Source organism: Rathayibacter agropyri, from assembly GCF_013249015.1.
In the GTDB taxonomy this organism is placed as follows: Bacteria; Actinomycetota; Actinomycetes; order Actinomycetales; family Microbacteriaceae; genus Rathayibacter; species Rathayibacter agropyri.
This window is the reverse complement of record NZ_JABRPL010000001.1, coordinates 855,967-869,903: the sequence shown is the minus strand read 5'-3', so window position 1 is coordinate 869,903 and position 13,937 is coordinate 855,967. Positions and strand designations below refer to the sequence as shown.

Genomic DNA, 13,937 nt, shown 5'->3' with positions numbered 1-13,937 from the left:
CATGGCCGTGCCCTCCGAACTGCAGTACACCTCCGACCACGAGTGGATCCGCGTCGTCGGTGACGTCGCTACCGTCGGCATCACCGCCTACGCCGCCGACAAGCTCGGCGACGTCGTCTTTGTCGAGCTGCCCGAGGCGGGGGCTCGCGTCGAAGGCGGCAGCGTCGTCGGGGAGATCGAGTCGACCAAGTCGGTCGGTGAGCTCTTCGCGCCGGTCGACGGCGAGGTCCTCGAGGCCAACACCGCCGTCGTAGAAAGCCCCGAGCTGGTCAATTCCGACCCGTTCGGCGAGGGCTGGCTGATCCGGGTCCGCTTCGATGCCCTGCCCGACGGCCTGCTCGATGCCGCCGCCTACACCGAGCTGGTCGGCGAGTAGATGGCGGCCACCCGGACCCCTGGCGCCTTCGAGTCCCGCCACATCGGGACCGACGCCGCCGCTCAGCGCACCATGCTCGCGGCCCTCGGCTACGACTCTGTCGAGCATCTCGTCACCGCGGCGCTCCCCGAGTCGATCCGCGTGCGCGACCTCGACCCGGTGCTGCCTGCGCCGGCTACCGAGACGGAGGCGCTCGCCGAACTGCGGGCCCTCGCCGCGCGCAACACGGTGCGCCGCCCCCTGATCGGGCTCGGCTACTACGGCACCCACACGCCCGCCGTGATCACGCGGAACGTGCTCGAGAACCCCAGCTGGTACACGGCTTACACTCCGTACCAGCCCGAGATTTCGCAGGGGCGCCTCGAAGCGCTGATCAACTTCCAGACGATGGTCTCGGACCTCACCGGGCTCGACACCGCCGGCGCATCGATGCTGGACGAGGGCACCGCGGTCGTCGAAGCGATGCTGCTCGCGCGCCGCGCCTCCAAGGCCCGCACCACTGTTTTCATCGTCGACTCCGACGCGCTCCCGCAGACGCTCGCGCTGCTGCGCGGCCGGGCGGAGGCGGTGGGTATCCGCATCGTCGAGCTGCCGCTCTCGCGCACGGCGGCCGACGAGATGCCGGAGGCGTTCGGCGCCCTCGTGCAGTATCCTGGCGCGTCCGGCCACCTGTGGGATCCGTCGGCCGTGCTTGCCGCCGTGAAGGCGAGCGGTGGCCTCGCGGTCGTCGCCGCCGACCTGCTCGCGCTGACCCTCGTCCGCTCGCCGGGCGAGCTGGGCGCCGACGTGGCTGTGGGCACCACGCAGCGCTTCGGAGTACCGCTGGGCTTTGGCGGACCGCACGCCGGCTACCTCGCTGTCCGCACGGGACTCGAGCGCCAGTTGCCCGGTCGGCTCGTCGGCGTCAGCCAGGACGCGGAGGGCCACCCCGCCTACCGCCTCTCGCTGCAGGCCCGCGAGCAGCACATCCGCCGAGAAAAGGCGACGTCGAACATCTGCACCGCGCAGGTGCTTTTGGCCGTGATGGCCGCGATGTACGCCGTCTACCACGGGCCGGACGGGCTCGCGGCGATCGCCGAGCGCGTGCACGCCCGGGCCGCGCTGCTCGCGCGCCTCCTGCTCGACCGGGGTCACTCCCTCCGGCACGCCGACTTCTTCGACACCGTCGAGGTCGTCGTCCCCGGGGGAGCGGAGGCGGCCCTCGCCCGCGCCCGCGAGGCCGGGTTCGACCTGCGGCTGGTCGACGCCGACACGGTCGCGGTCTCGATCGACGAGACGGTCACCGACCTCGAGGTCGTTGCCGTCGCCATCGCGATCGGCGACCTCGACTCGTCGTTCGGCTTCGTCGGCGCAGCGGGGCGGAGCATCCCCGCCGAACTCGACCGGCGCACGCCCTTCCTCGTGCACCCCGTGTTCACCTCCCACCGCAGTGAGACCTCGATGATGCGCTACCTCAAGCGCCTCGCCGACGCCGACTACGCGCTAGACCGGGGCATGATCCCGCTCGGCTCCTGCACCATGAAGCTCAACGCCGCCACCGAGATGGAGGCGGTCAGTTGGCCGGAGTTCGCTGGCCTGCACCCATTCGCCCCGGAGGCCGATGTGCAGGGCTCGCTCGCACTGATCGACCAGCTGGAGGGATGGCTCGCGCACCTCACCGGCTACGACTCCGTCTCGTTGCAGCCCAACGCGGGCTCCCAGGGCGAGCTGGCCGGTCTGCTCGCGATCCGCGGCTACCACCGCTCACGCGGTGACCTCGGCCGGACGGTCTGCCTCATCCCCTCGAGCGCGCACGGAACTAATGCGGCCAGCGCGGTCCTCGCGGGGCTGCGCGTCGTGGTTGTCGCCTGCGACGACCTCGGCAATGTCGACCTCGACCACCTGCGTGCGAAGATCGCCGAGCACGCCGACGACCTGGCCGCGCTGATGATCACCTACCCGTCAACGCACGGCGTGTACGAGCACGAGGTCGCCGAGATCTGCCGCCTCGTCCACGAGGTCGGCGGTCAGGTGTACGTGGACGGAGCGAACCTGAACGCGCTACTCGGTTTCGCCCGCTTCGGCGACTTCGGTGGCGACGTCTCGCACCTCAACCTGCACAAGACGTTCTGTATCCCACACGGCGGAGGCGGGCCCGGGGTCGGCCCCGTCGCGGCGAAGGCGCACCTCGCGCCGTTCCTGCCGGGTCACCCGCTGGCGCAGCGCCTCGAGCACGGCGTCGGGCAGCACGGCGAGCGCGTCGTGCACGGCGGCGCCCCCGTGTCGGCCGCGCCGTACGGCAGCCCGGGCATCCTGCCGATCTCGTGGGCGTACGCCCGGATGATGGGGGAGGAGGGACTGCGGGCCGCGACCGGTGCGGCGGTCCTCTCCGCCAACTACGTGGCTGCGCGGCTCCGCGAGCATTACCCCGTGCTGTACACGGGCGAGAACGGGCTGGTCGCGCACGAGTGCATCCTCGATATCCGCCCGCTGACGGCGGCGACCGGTGTGACCGTGGACGACGTCGCCAAGCGCCTCATCGACTACGGCTTCCACGCACCGACCATGAGCTTCCCCGTCGCGGGGACGCTGATGGTCGAGCCGACCGAGAGTGAGGACCTCGCCGAGATCGACCGCTTCATCGACGCGATGATCGGGATCAAGGCGGAGGCTGACCGCGTCGGCGCGGGGGAGTGGCCGGTGGACGACAATCCGCTCCGCGGCGCCCCGCACACCGCCGAGTGCCTGGTGACCACGGAGTGGACGCACCCGTACTCCCGCGAAGAGGCCGTCTACCCGGTCCGCTCGCTGGTGCGCGGCAAGTACTGGCCCCCCGTCCGCCGCATCGACCAGGCCTACGGCGACCGCAACCTCGTCTGCGCCTGCCCGCCAATCGAGGCCTTCGCCTGATCTGCGTCACAACGAAGGCTGAGAGTGCCCACCCGCCGCAGGAGCACGGATCCGGGGGTCGCAGCCTTCGTTGTGCAGGCTGCCGCGTCCCTCCCCAGCCGTCGCCCGACGCCGACTCTCCACGGACGGAGTGAGGAGGACGGCGGAGTTGCCGCTGGCCCCATCATCCTCATCGGATGGACAGACTTCTTACCGCGCTCGTCGACCTGGGAGGCTTCGCCTCCGCTGCGCAGCTCGCCGCTGCCGGCTGCACACGTCACCACCTCCAAGGCGCCGTTCGCACCGGCGCGGTCCTCCGGATCCGCCGCGGCTGGTTCGCGCTGCCCGGCGTGCCGGAGGCCGAGCTCGCCGCCGTGGCCGCGGGCGGCGTGCTCACCTGTGCGTCGGCGCTCGCGGCCAAGGGGCTGTGGGTGCTCGCGGAGGGACCGCTCCACGTTGCCGTGCCGCCGAACGCCACGGCCCGCTCGCGGCCCGGCGTCCTGCTGCACTGGCGCCGCTGGCCCGGGTGCGGCCCAGAGACGTCGTCCGTCGACGGTATCCGCTCGGTCGTGCTGCACGCCCTGACCTGCCTCCCGGCCGAGGAGGCAGTCATGGCCCTGGACTCCGCGGTGAACAGCGGAGCCATCGCCTACTCCGAGCTCCTCGACCTGCGCGGCCTGGTCCCGGTCGGCAGGCGGGCAGTGCTCGACCTCGTCGAGCCGCAATGTCAATCCGGTCTGGAGACGAGGATCCGCCTCGCCGCGGTCCGGCTCGGAGCCCCCGTCCGCGCCCAGGTCTTTGTTCCCGGAGTGGGGCACCTCGACAACCTGATCGGGGATCGGCTCTCCGTGGAGACCGACGGGCGCCGCTTCCACACCGGCTCGGTGCAGCTCGAGGAGGATTACCGCCGAAGTCTCGCCCTGCACGCTCGCGGGTTCGTCGTCGTGCGGCTGTCCGCGCGCCAGGTGCTGTACGACTGGCCGGCGACCGAGGCCGTTCTGGCCGGGATGATCCGGCGCGGTGTGCACCGCTGGGGTTCGCGGTCGCGTCCGCTCCTGCACAACGAAGGCCGGGAGCGCTGACGAGTCCCGGAAGGGCCGGATCCGCGCGCTCAGCCTTCGTTCTGCGGCTCCGGCGCCGCGAACAGTTCCGGCCACAGGCCGACCGCCAGCGGATACCCCACGAACGAGACGATGTCGATGATCGAGTGCGCGATTACCAGCGGCAGCGTGCGCCCGAAACGCTGGTACACCAGCCCGAAGACCACGCCCATCACGACGTTGCCGAGGAACGGCCCGATGCCCTGGTAGAGGTGGTAGCTGCCCCGCAGCAGCGCGCTGGTGAGGAGGATCCGCCAGCGTCCCCAGCCGAGGTCGCCCAGGCGGGCGTAGAGGTAGCCGATGACGATCACCTCCTCCTGCACACCCGCGCGGATCGCCGACAGCACGAGCACCGGGACCGTCCACCACCGCCACTGCTCGGGCGCAACGCTGATCGCGACGGTGATGCCCAGCGCGCGGCCGACGACGTACAGTCCGATCCCGGGCGCGCCGATCGCGACGGCCAGGAGCGTCCCGGTGCCGAGGTCGCGCAGCGGACGTGTGAGGTCCAGCCCCAGCCTCCGGAGTGGCCGCGCCGAACTCTGCCACAGCAAGAACGCGCAGAGCGCCACCGGCACGAGGTCGAAGAAGAGTGCCAGGAGCTGGTAGATCAGATCGAACGTCGGCCGGTCGCTCAGGGAGCCGTTGAGCGTCGCGGTCTGGTCGGCCAGCGCCGTAGGCCGGGTGAGCCGGTTCGCGATCGACACGATCGAGTACACGGCGGCGGCTCCCAGCGAGAGCCCGAGCACGAGCACAATCTCGAGGCCGAGGCGCCGCCGTGAGTGTCCCGTCGCTGGGTGGTCGATGGACACTCCGAGGTCTCCTTCATGTCGATCTGTTGCGCATTCTGGTTCTCCGCGCAGGTTTTATGCGGAAGGGCGCAAGGATTCCACCTCACTGTTACCGCTGTGTAACGGTTTCTCCACGCTTTTGTGCAGATAGCAAGTCGATACATAGTCTCGTTCTCGGCATCCGCGCGACGGCCACCAGTCTCGTGCGCCGACGCCGTCGCCACGCGCACGGCACTCCACGCGTCAGGGAAACTACTTCTCGCGCGCCCCCCACACCACTGGAGGAATAGTGAAAATCAGACGTTACGGACTCGGAGCTCTGGCGCTCGTCGCCGCGAGCACGCTGGTCCTGGCCGGCTGCAGCAGCTCGAACGACTCGGGCGGGGGTGCTTCGGGAGGCGACGCCACCGCGATCATCTCCACGAACGGCTCCGAGCCGCAGAACCCGCTGGTTCCGACCAACACGAACGAGACCGGCGGCGGCAAGATCCTCGACGAGATCTTCGCCGGCCTGGTCTACTACGACGCCAAGGGCGCCCCCAAGAACGATGTGGCGGAGTCGATCGAGTCGGACGACGCGCAGAACTACACCATCACGATCAAGCCGGGCCTGACCTTCACCAACGGCGACCCGGTCACCTCCAGCTCGTTCGTGGACGCCTGGAACTACGGCGCAAAGTTCTCGAACACGCAGATCAGTTCCTCCTTCTTCAGCAACATTGAGGGCTTCAGCGACACCGAGGACAGCGAGCTCACCGGCTTGAAGGTCGTCGACGACACCACCTTCACCGTGGCCCTCAAGACCCCGCAGTCGGACTTCCCGATCAGCCTCGGCTACTCGGCGTTCTACCCGCTGCCCGCCGCGGCGTTCGCGGACATGGCCGCCTTTGGCGAGAGCCCGATCGGCAACGGCCCGTACAAGCTCGCGGGCGACAACGCCTGGCAGCACGACGTCCAGATCGACCTGGTCAAGAACGAGAATTACACCGGTCCCCGCGCGGCCCAGAACGGCGGCTTGAAGATCGTCTTCTACGCCACCCAGGACGCCTCCTACGCCGACCTGCTCGCCGGCAACGTCGATGTGATCGACCAGATCCCGGACTCCGCTTTCGGCACCTTCGAGAGCGACCTCGGCGACCGAGCGGTCAACCAGCCGGCCGCGATCTTCCAGTCCTTCACCATCCCGGAGCGCCTCGCGCACTTCAGCGGTGAAGAGGGCAAGCTCCGTCGCCAGGCCATTTCGATGGCCTTCGACCGCAAGGAGATCACGGACGTGATCTTCGAGGGCACCCGCACCCCCGCCTCCGACTTCACCTCCCCGGTGATCGACGGCTACAGCGACGCCCTCACCGGCACCGACGTGCTCCAGTACAACCCGGATAAGGCCAAGGAGCTGTGGGCTCAGGCCAACGCGATCAGCCCCTGGGATGGCACCTTCACCATCGGCTTCAACGCCGACGGCGGACACCAGGGCTGGGTCGACGCAGTGACCAACTCCCTCAAGAACACCCTGGGGATCGACGCCGCGGGCGAGGCGTACCCGACCTTCGCCGAGGCGCGCACCAAGATCGTCGACCGCTCCATCCGGACGGCGTTCCGCACCGCCTGGCAGGCCGACTACCCGAGCCTGAACAACTTCCTCGGCCCGCTGTACGTGACCGGCGGCTCCTCGAACGACGGCGACTACTCGAACCCCGAGTTCGACGCGCTCGTCCAGAAGGGCCTCTCGGACGCCAACGCCGACTCGGCGAACAAGACGTTCCAGCAGGCGCAGGAGATCCTCCTCCAGGACCTCCCGTCCCTGCCCCTCTGGTACGCCAACGTGACCGGTGGCTTCAGCGAGAACGTGTCGAACGTCGAGTTCGGCTGGAACTCGGTGCCGCTCTACTACGAGATCACCAAGAAGTAAGCTCGGTCCATCGGGGCGCTTCGCCCGTGCCTCCGGCCCTCCGGTCGTGGCACGGGCGGAGCGCCCTGTTTCGGTCACAATCGAATGAGGTCTCCATCCATGCGACTCCGGAACCGGCTGGGCTGACATGCTCGCTTATATCGTCCGACGCATCCTGCAAGCCGTCCCCGTGCTCATCGGCACCACGTTCCTCATCTACTTCATGGTCTTTTCCATGCCGGGGAACCCGCTCCTGTCGCTCTTCGGCGACAAGACTCCGAGCCCCGCGCTCCTCGCCCGCCTCGAGGAGCAGTACCACCTGAATGAGCCGTTCTTCGTCCAGTACCTCTACTATTTGGGAGGCGTCGTCCGCGGCGACTTCGGCATCTCGTTCTCGGGCCAGTCGGTCAACGAGATCCTCGCCCGCACCTTCCCGGTGACCCTGACGCTGGCGATGATGGCAATCATCATCGAGATCGTCCTTGCGCTGACCATCGGTCTCATCAGCGGTCTGCGCAAGGGCAGCTTCTTCGACGCGAGTGCGCTGGTCATCAGCCTCCTGCTCGTCTCGGTGCCGATCTTCGTGCTCTGCTTCATCGCGCAGTCGTTCTTCGCCGTGCAGCTCGACTGGTTCCCGCCGACGGTCGGATCCGACGCCTCGTTCCAGAGGTTGCTCCTACCGGCGATCGTGCTCGCGTTGTTCGTGGTCGCCTCCGCTATCCGCCTCACCCGCGGCTCGATCATCGAGACCGCCGGCTCCGACTTCGTGCGCACCGCCTACAGCAAGGGGCTCCCTCGCCGCCGCGTGATCCCCGTGCACATCCTGCGCAACTCGCTCATCCCGGTCACCACGCAGTTCGGCGCCGACTTCGGCCTCCTGATCGTGGGCGCGACGGTGACCGAGGGCATCTTCAACGTTCCCGGAGTCGGGAACACGCTCTATCAGGCGATCATTCGAGGAGAGAGACCGACGGTCGTCTCCTTCGTCACGGTCATGGTGCTGTTCTACCTCGTGGTGAACATCCTCGTCGACCTGCTCTACGCCGTACTCGACCCGAGGATCCGCTATGCCCAATGAGTTTCCCGGCGGCGCCCACAAGGCCCGCCGCATCGACCACTTCGTGGCTCCGCTCGAGGAGACGCCGATCGCGTCGATCGATGCCGTCAGCCTCGATGAGAAGCCGAGCAATCTGTGGACCGACGCCTGGCGCGACCTGCGCACGCGACCAATGTTCTGGATCTCCGGCGTCCTGATCCTCGTGGTGATCGCGGTCGCCCTCTTCCCCGGCCTGTTCACCTCGGTCGATCCGCGGCAGTGCGCGCTCTCGTTCAGCAACCAGGGCCCCGGTGACGGCAGTGTGCTCGGCTACACGAAGCAGGGCTGCGATGTCTACTCGCGGATCATCCACGGCACATCCACCTCGCTGACCGTCGGCCTGATCGTGATCATGATCACGACCGTGTCCGGAGTGATCGGCGGCGCGCTGGCCGGCTTCTTCGGCGGGTGGGTCGACACCGTGATCATGCGCCTCGGCGACATCTTCTTCTCGATCCCCTACATCCTCGCCGCGGTCGTCATCATGTCCGTCTTCTCCGAGCACAGGAACGTCTTCGTCATCGCCCTGGCCATTGGCGCCTTCGCCTGGCCGACGACGGCGCGAGTGCTGCGCTCCGAGGTCCTCCGCGTGAAGCAGTCCGACTTCGTCGGCGCTGCCACCGCAACCGGCCTGTCTCGGATGGCGATCCTATTCCGGCACGTGCTGCCCAACTCGATCGCGCCCGTCATCGTCGTCACGACCATCTCGCTCGGGGCGGCCATCACGGCGGAGGCGACCCTGTCGTTCCTCGGCGTCGGTCTGCCCGGTTCGGTCATGTCATGGGGCAACGACATTAGCCAGGCGCAGCGCGACCTCCGCACCAATCCGCAGACGCTGATCTACCCGTCGATCGCCCTGACGGTGACGGTGCTGAGCTTCATCCTCCTCGGCGAATCGCTCCGCGACGCGCTCGACCCGAAGGCGAGGGCCCTCCGATGAGCACCACGACACCGAACACCCCGCACGGGCACCTGCTCGAGGTCACCGACCTCGAGGTCGGCTTCCAGACCGGCAGCGGGCTGGTCCCCGCCCTGCGCGGCGTGAGCCTCACCATCGAGCACGGCCAGACCGTGGCGATCGTGGGGGAGTCCGGCTCGGGCAAATCGACGACCGCCGCAGCGATCATCGGTCTGCTCCCCGGCACCGGTACGGTGACCGGCGGATCCGTCCTCTTCGACGGCAAGGATCTGGCGAAAGCGACCAGGACTGAGCTGGAGGACATTCGCGGTCGCCGCATCGGCTACGTTCCCCAGGACCCGATGTCAAACCTGAACCCGGTGTGGTCCGTCGGCTTCCAGGTGGAGGAGACGATCAGGGCAAACGGCCTCGCCTCGGGCCGCAAGGAGGTCCGCGCCAAGGCGATCGAGGTGCTGCAGAACGCGGGTCTCGCCGACGCCGAGAAGCGGCTGAAGCAGTTCCCGCACCAGTTCTCCGGAGGCATGCGCCAGCGCGTGCTGATCGGCATCGGCCTGGCCGCCGCTCCGCAGCTGCTCATCGCCGACGAGCCCACCTCGGCGCTCGATGTCACCGTCCAGCGCCGCATCCTCGACCACCTCGAGACGCTGACGAAGACCGATGGCACCGCGCTGCTCTTCATCACCCACGACCTGGGCCTCGCGGCCGAGCGCGCCGAGAAGCTGATCGTCATGTACAAGGGCCGGATCGTCGAATCCGGTGCCTCGGTGGAGGTGCTGCAGAACCCGCAGCATCCCTACACGCAGCGCCTGATCGCGGCCGCGCCGAGCCTTGCGTCGCGCCGCATCCAGTCCAGCGCGGGCGCGGCGACGGAGGCGGTTCCCGGCGAGTCGGCCGCCGTCCGCGAGGTCGACCTGGTCGGCGCAGCGGGTGTGCACCAGGCCGGTGGAGTGGTCTCCGGCGCGCCGATGATCGAGGTCGACGGCCTGACCAAGGTCTTCAAGATCCGCCGTGGCGGGCTGAAGGCCGAGGACTTCACCGCTGTCGACAGCGTCTCGTTCTCCATTCCGAAGGGCACCACCACGGCGCTCGTCGGCGAGTCCGGCTCGGGCAAATCGACCATCGCGCGCCTCGTGCTCGGGCTCGAAACGGCGACCTCCGGAGCGATCTCGATCGCCGGTCGCCGCACCGAGAAGCTCAAGGGTCGCGAAATGCTGGCGCTGCGCCGCTCCATGCAGCCCGTGTTCCAGGACCCGTACGGCTCGCTCGACCCGCTGCACAACATCGGCAACACGATCTCGGAGCCACTGCGCGTGCACAAGGTCGGCGACCGCACCTCGCAGCGCGAGCGGGTCCTCGAGTTGCTCGATCAGGTGTCCCTGCCGCGCGTGATCGCGAGCCGATACCCGAACGAGCTCTCCGGCGGCCAGCGTCAGCGTGTGGCGATCGCGCGCGCGCTCGCGCTCAAGCCCGAGATCGTGGTGCTCGACGAGGCCGTGTCGGCGCTGGACGTGCTCGTTCAGGCCCAGATCCTGCGCCTGCTCGCCGACCTCCAGGCCGAACTCGGGCTGACCTACCTCTTCATCACCCACGACCTGGCGGTGGTCCGGGTGATCGCCGACGACGTCTGCGTGATGCAAAAGGGACGGATCGTCGAGCACGCGCCGACCGACACGGTGTTCGATGCGCCGCAGCAGGAGTACACCCGCGAGCTCCTGGCCGCCATCCCCGGCGCCGGCATCGAGTTCGCGGTCTAGTCAGCGGATCCACGGGCCTCGGCCCCGCGCGCGACGCTCCTGCACAGGGCGTCCCTGTACAGGGCGTCGCGAGCGGGGATCCGGGGCTCTTCGCCGTCCGGACGCTCCGCTGCGGTACGATAGACAGCCCCCTTTTTGCACGAGAACACGAGACGAGTCCGTATCCATGGCAAGTGCCACCCGCTCCGACCTGCGCAACGTCGCGATCGTCGCCCACGTCGACCACGGCAAGACCACGCTGGTCGACGCCATGCTCAAGCAGACGAACTCCTTCGACGCGCATGCCCATGTGGACGAGCGCGCAATGGACTCGAACGAACTCGAGCGCGAGAAGGGCATCACGATCCTCGCGAAAAACACCGCTGTCTCGTACAGCGGCAAGCACGCGACGGATGGCCCCATCACCATCAACGTGATCGACACCCCCGGCCACGCTGACTTTGGCGGCGAGGTCGAGCGCGGCCTGTCGATGGTCGACGGCGTCTGCCTCCTGGTCGATGCCTCCGAGGGCCCGCTGCCGCAGACCCGCTTCGTCCTGCGCAAGGCGCTCGAGGCGAAGCTCCCCGTGATTCTGCTGGTCAACAAGACCGACCGCCCCGACGCGCGCATCGACGAGGTCGTCGCCGAAAGCCAGGACCTCCTGCTCGGCCTCGCATCCGACCTCGCGGACGACGTCCCGGACCTCGACCTCGACGCGATCCTTGACGTCCCCGTCGTCTACGCCTCCGGCAAAGTCGGCCGCGCCTCCGCGAACAAGCCCGATGACGGCTCGCTGCCCGACGCCGAAGACCTCGAGCCGCTATTCGAGGCCATCCTCAAGCACATCCCGGCGCCGACCTACGACGACGATGCGCCCCTCCAGGCCCACGTCACCAACCTCGACGCCTCGCCGTTCCTCGGCCGCCTCGCCCTCCTGCGCGTCTTCAACGGCACCATCAAGAAGGGCCAGACCGTCGCCTGGGTCCACCACGACGGCACGCATACCAACGCCCGCATCACCGAGCTGCTGATCACGAAGGCCCTTGACCGCTACCCGGCGGAGTCGGCCGGCCCCGGCGACATCGTCGCGATCGCGGGCTTCCCCGAGATCACCATCGGCGAGACCATCGCCGACCCGGAGGACATCCGCCCCCTGCCGGCCATCACGGTCGACGACCCCGCGATCTCGATGACGATCGGCACCAACACCTCGCCGCTGGTCGGCAAGGTCAAGGGCCACAAGCTCACCGCGCGCATGGTCAAGGATCGCCTCGACCGCGAGCTCATCGGAAACGTGTCGCTCAAGATCCTCGACATCGGACGTCCGGACGCCTGGGAGGTTCAGGGCCGCGGCGAGCTCGCCCTGGCGATCCTGGTCGAGCAGATGCGCCGCGAGGGCTTCGAACTCACCGTCGGCAAGCCCCAGGTGGTCACCCGCCAGGTCGATGGCAAGACGCACGAGCCCTTCGAGCACCTGACGATCGACGCTCCGGAGGAGTATCTCGGTGCGATCACGCAGCTCCTCGCTGCCCGCAAGGGCCGCATGGACGGCATGTCGAACCACGGCACAGGCTGGGTCCGGATGGAGTTCATCGTGCCCTCGCGCGGCCTGATCGGCTTCCGCACCGAGTTCCTGACCACCACTCGCGGCACCGGGATCGCGAACGCGATCCTGCACGGCTACGAGCCCTGGGCCGGCGCGATCGTGACGCGCAACAACGGCTCGATCGTGGCCGACCGCTCGGGCGTTGTGACGCCGTTCGCGATCATCGCGCTCCAGGAGCGGATGACCTTCTTCGTGAACCCCACCGAGGAGGTATACGAGGGCATGGTCATCGGCGAGAACTCGCGCAACGATGACATGGACGTCAACATCACCAAGGAGAAGAAGCTGACGAACATGCGTCAGTCGACCGCAGACAACTTCGAGTCGATGACGCCGTCCCGCCAGCTGACCCTCGAGGAGTGCCTCGAGTTCGCTCGCGAGGACGAGTGCGTCGAAGTGACCCCCGAGGTTGTCCGCATTCGCAAGGTCGAGCTCGATGCGAACGCCCGCGCGCGCATGACGAGTCGCCTCAAGAAGCAGGGCTGAGGCCGCGGGGCGCTGCGCGTGCCCCTGTATGACGAGATCGGCCGGAGCACCGCTCCGGCCGATCTCGTGTGTGCACGGTGGCCACCGGGGACGGGTGTCAGCCGGCAGACGCTGGTGCCTCAGCCTCGAGCGTCGAGGAAACGAACTGTGCAAACGCCGACGCGTCGCCGGGCGCGCCCGTGTACTGCTGCCCGTTCACCAGCACGGTCGGCGTCGATGCGAGCTTCGGGAGGGACGAGTTCGGCAGCGGTCCGCTCGTTGCCCGCCGGGTGGCCGCCGCCACCCAGGGCCGGAACTCGCCACTGGTGATGCAGGCGAGCACGGGGTCCTTCGTTACTCCAGCGTCGACGACGAGGGAGCGCAGTGCGTCGTCGTCGAGCCCTGTCGTCCCCTCCGCCGGTTGCTTCGCGAACAGTGCCGCGTTCACCGCGAGGAAGCGGTCTGGATCCTCGTCGGCGACGCAGGCCGCGGCGTTCGCAGCGCGGCTGGAGTAGGCGGATCCGGCGGAGGACGCATCGAGGATCGCCACCGGGTGGAACTCGAGGGTGATCGTTCCCTGCTTCAGCCAGGTTTGCAGTTGCTCGGCGTTTGCCTTCTCGAACTCGCCGCAATAGGGGCAGAGGTAGTCGGCATAGACGTCGATGGTCGCGACTCCGGCCGCGCGCGGGCCGCTCTCGTCCGTCGGCTGGGGTGACGCCTCCGGAGCGAGGGCCGCGGTGGTCTGCACGGTCACGGCCGACCCGTCGCCGGCGAGCACGATGCCGTCGCTGAGCATATTGGCGGGACCGGCACTCGCCACTTCCTGCTGCGACCAGATGTTCCAGCAGACCAGTGCCACGACCGCGAGAACGCCGAGTACCGCCCCGCCCTGGCCGAGCAGCCGATTCCGCTTCCGTCGCCTCCGCTCGGCCTCCCGGCGCTCCCGCGCTTCGGCTCGGGCGCGCTCTTGGCGCTCGCGCTTGGTCAGACCGCTTTTCGCACTGTTTCCGGACATCGCGACCGAGGGTAGAAGTGCGTCCTCTGCGCCTCCTTTGCGCGTCCGGCGAGGACGCTCTCACATGCCTGGGACCGTCT

At 68.5% G+C, this 13,937-nt stretch carries 10 protein-coding genes; 8 read left to right on the top strand and 2 right to left on the bottom strand.

The genetic code is table 11. From position 1 onward, the window contains the following. Position 1: 1 nt before the first annotated feature. The 3 genes from gcvH (at position 2) to HRF29_RS04020 (ending at position 4,326) form a co-directional block, all read left to right on the top strand. Complete coding sequence (gene gcvH, locus HRF29_RS04030; protein ID WP_173244942.1) at positions 2-376, top strand: glycine cleavage system protein GcvH; 375 nt, start codon at positions 2-4, stop codon at positions 374-376. Then, positions 377-3,265, top strand: coding sequence for an aminomethyl-transferring glycine dehydrogenase (gcvP, locus tag HRF29_RS04025; protein ID WP_173244939.1), 2,889 nt, complete (start codon positions 377-379; stop codon positions 3,263-3,265). It begins immediately after the preceding gene. A 176-nt stretch (positions 3,266-3,441) separates the two neighbouring features. Then, the gene (locus tag HRF29_RS04020; protein ID WP_173244936.1) at positions 3,442-4,326 is read left to right on the top strand and encodes a type IV toxin-antitoxin system AbiEi family antitoxin domain-containing protein; all 885 of its coding nucleotides are present in this window, start codon (positions 3,442-3,444) and stop codon (positions 4,324-4,326) included. Positions 4,327-4,355: 29 nt separating this feature from the next. Here HRF29_RS04020 and HRF29_RS04015 read toward each other — a convergent pair whose 3' ends face one another. Next, positions 4,356-5,156: a CPBP family intramembrane glutamic endopeptidase gene (locus HRF29_RS04015; RefSeq protein WP_173244933.1), complete on the bottom strand. Its 801-nt coding sequence runs from the start codon at positions 5,154-5,156 to the stop codon at positions 4,356-4,358. A 268-nt stretch (positions 5,157-5,424) separates the two neighbouring features. On the opposite strand from HRF29_RS04015, the gene HRF29_RS04010 reads away from it, so the two are divergent. The 5 genes from HRF29_RS04010 (at position 5,425) to typA (ending at position 12,863) form a co-directional block, all read left to right on the top strand. Then, positions 5,425-7,044, top strand: coding sequence for an ABC transporter substrate-binding protein (locus HRF29_RS04010; RefSeq protein WP_173244930.1), 1,620 nt, complete (start codon positions 5,425-5,427; stop codon positions 7,042-7,044). Positions 7,045-7,171: 127 nt separating this feature from the next. Further along, a complete protein-coding gene (locus tag HRF29_RS04005) occupies positions 7,172-8,101 on the top strand; it encodes an ABC transporter permease (protein ID WP_173244925.1) in 930 nt (309 codons plus the stop codon). After that, on the top strand, positions 8,091-9,059 hold the full coding sequence (locus HRF29_RS04000; protein WP_173244922.1) for an ABC transporter permease: 969 nt from the start codon (positions 8,091-8,093) through the stop codon (positions 9,057-9,059). Before HRF29_RS04005 ends, HRF29_RS04000 begins: the two co-directional genes overlap by 11 nt. Next, positions 9,056-10,792 carry a dipeptide ABC transporter ATP-binding protein gene (locus HRF29_RS03995; protein ID WP_173244920.1) on the top strand — a complete coding sequence of 579 codons (1,737 nt, stop codon included), beginning with the start codon at positions 9,056-9,058 and terminating at the stop codon, positions 10,790-10,792. Before HRF29_RS04000 ends, HRF29_RS03995 begins: the two co-directional genes overlap by 4 nt. 166 nt (positions 10,793-10,958) lie before the next feature. Beyond that, positions 10,959-12,863 (top strand): translational GTPase TypA, encoded by a 1,905-nt coding sequence (gene typA, locus HRF29_RS03990; RefSeq protein WP_173244917.1) that lies wholly within the window; start codon positions 10,959-10,961, stop codon positions 12,861-12,863. Positions 12,864-12,960: 97 nt separating this feature from the next. Here the strand turns inward: typA and HRF29_RS03985 are convergent, their stop codons facing one another. Next, complete coding sequence (locus HRF29_RS03985) at positions 12,961-13,857, bottom strand: DsbA family protein (protein WP_173244914.1); 897 nt, start codon at positions 13,855-13,857, stop codon at positions 12,961-12,963. Between the last annotated feature and the right edge of the window lie 80 nt (positions 13,858-13,937).

Bases quoted from the DNA above. Each gene is read 5' to 3' on its own strand.
- gcvH (WP_173244942.1), top strand. From the start codon at position 2: ATGGCCGTGCCCTCCGAACTGCAGTACACCTCCGACCACGAGTGGATC.
- gcvP (WP_173244939.1), top strand. From the start codon at position 377: ATGGCGGCCACCCGGACCCCTGGCGCCTTCGAGTCCCGCCACATCGGG.
- HRF29_RS04020 (WP_173244936.1), top strand. From the start codon at position 3,442: ATGGACAGACTTCTTACCGCGCTCGTCGACCTGGGAGGCTTCGCCTCC.
- HRF29_RS04005 (WP_173244925.1), top strand. From the start codon at position 7,172: ATGCTCGCTTATATCGTCCGACGCATCCTGCAAGCCGTCCCCGTGCTC.
- HRF29_RS04000 (WP_173244922.1), top strand. From the start codon at position 8,091: ATGCCCAATGAGTTTCCCGGCGGCGCCCACAAGGCCCGCCGCATCGAC.
- HRF29_RS03995 (WP_173244920.1), top strand. From the start codon at position 9,056: ATGAGCACCACGACACCGAACACCCCGCACGGGCACCTGCTCGAGGTC.
- typA (WP_173244917.1), top strand. From the start codon at position 10,959: ATGGCAAGTGCCACCCGCTCCGACCTGCGCAACGTCGCGATCGTCGCC.
- HRF29_RS03985 (WP_173244914.1), bottom strand. From the start codon at position 13,857: ATGTCCGGAAACAGTGCGAAAAGCGGTCTGACCAAGCGCGAGCGCCAA.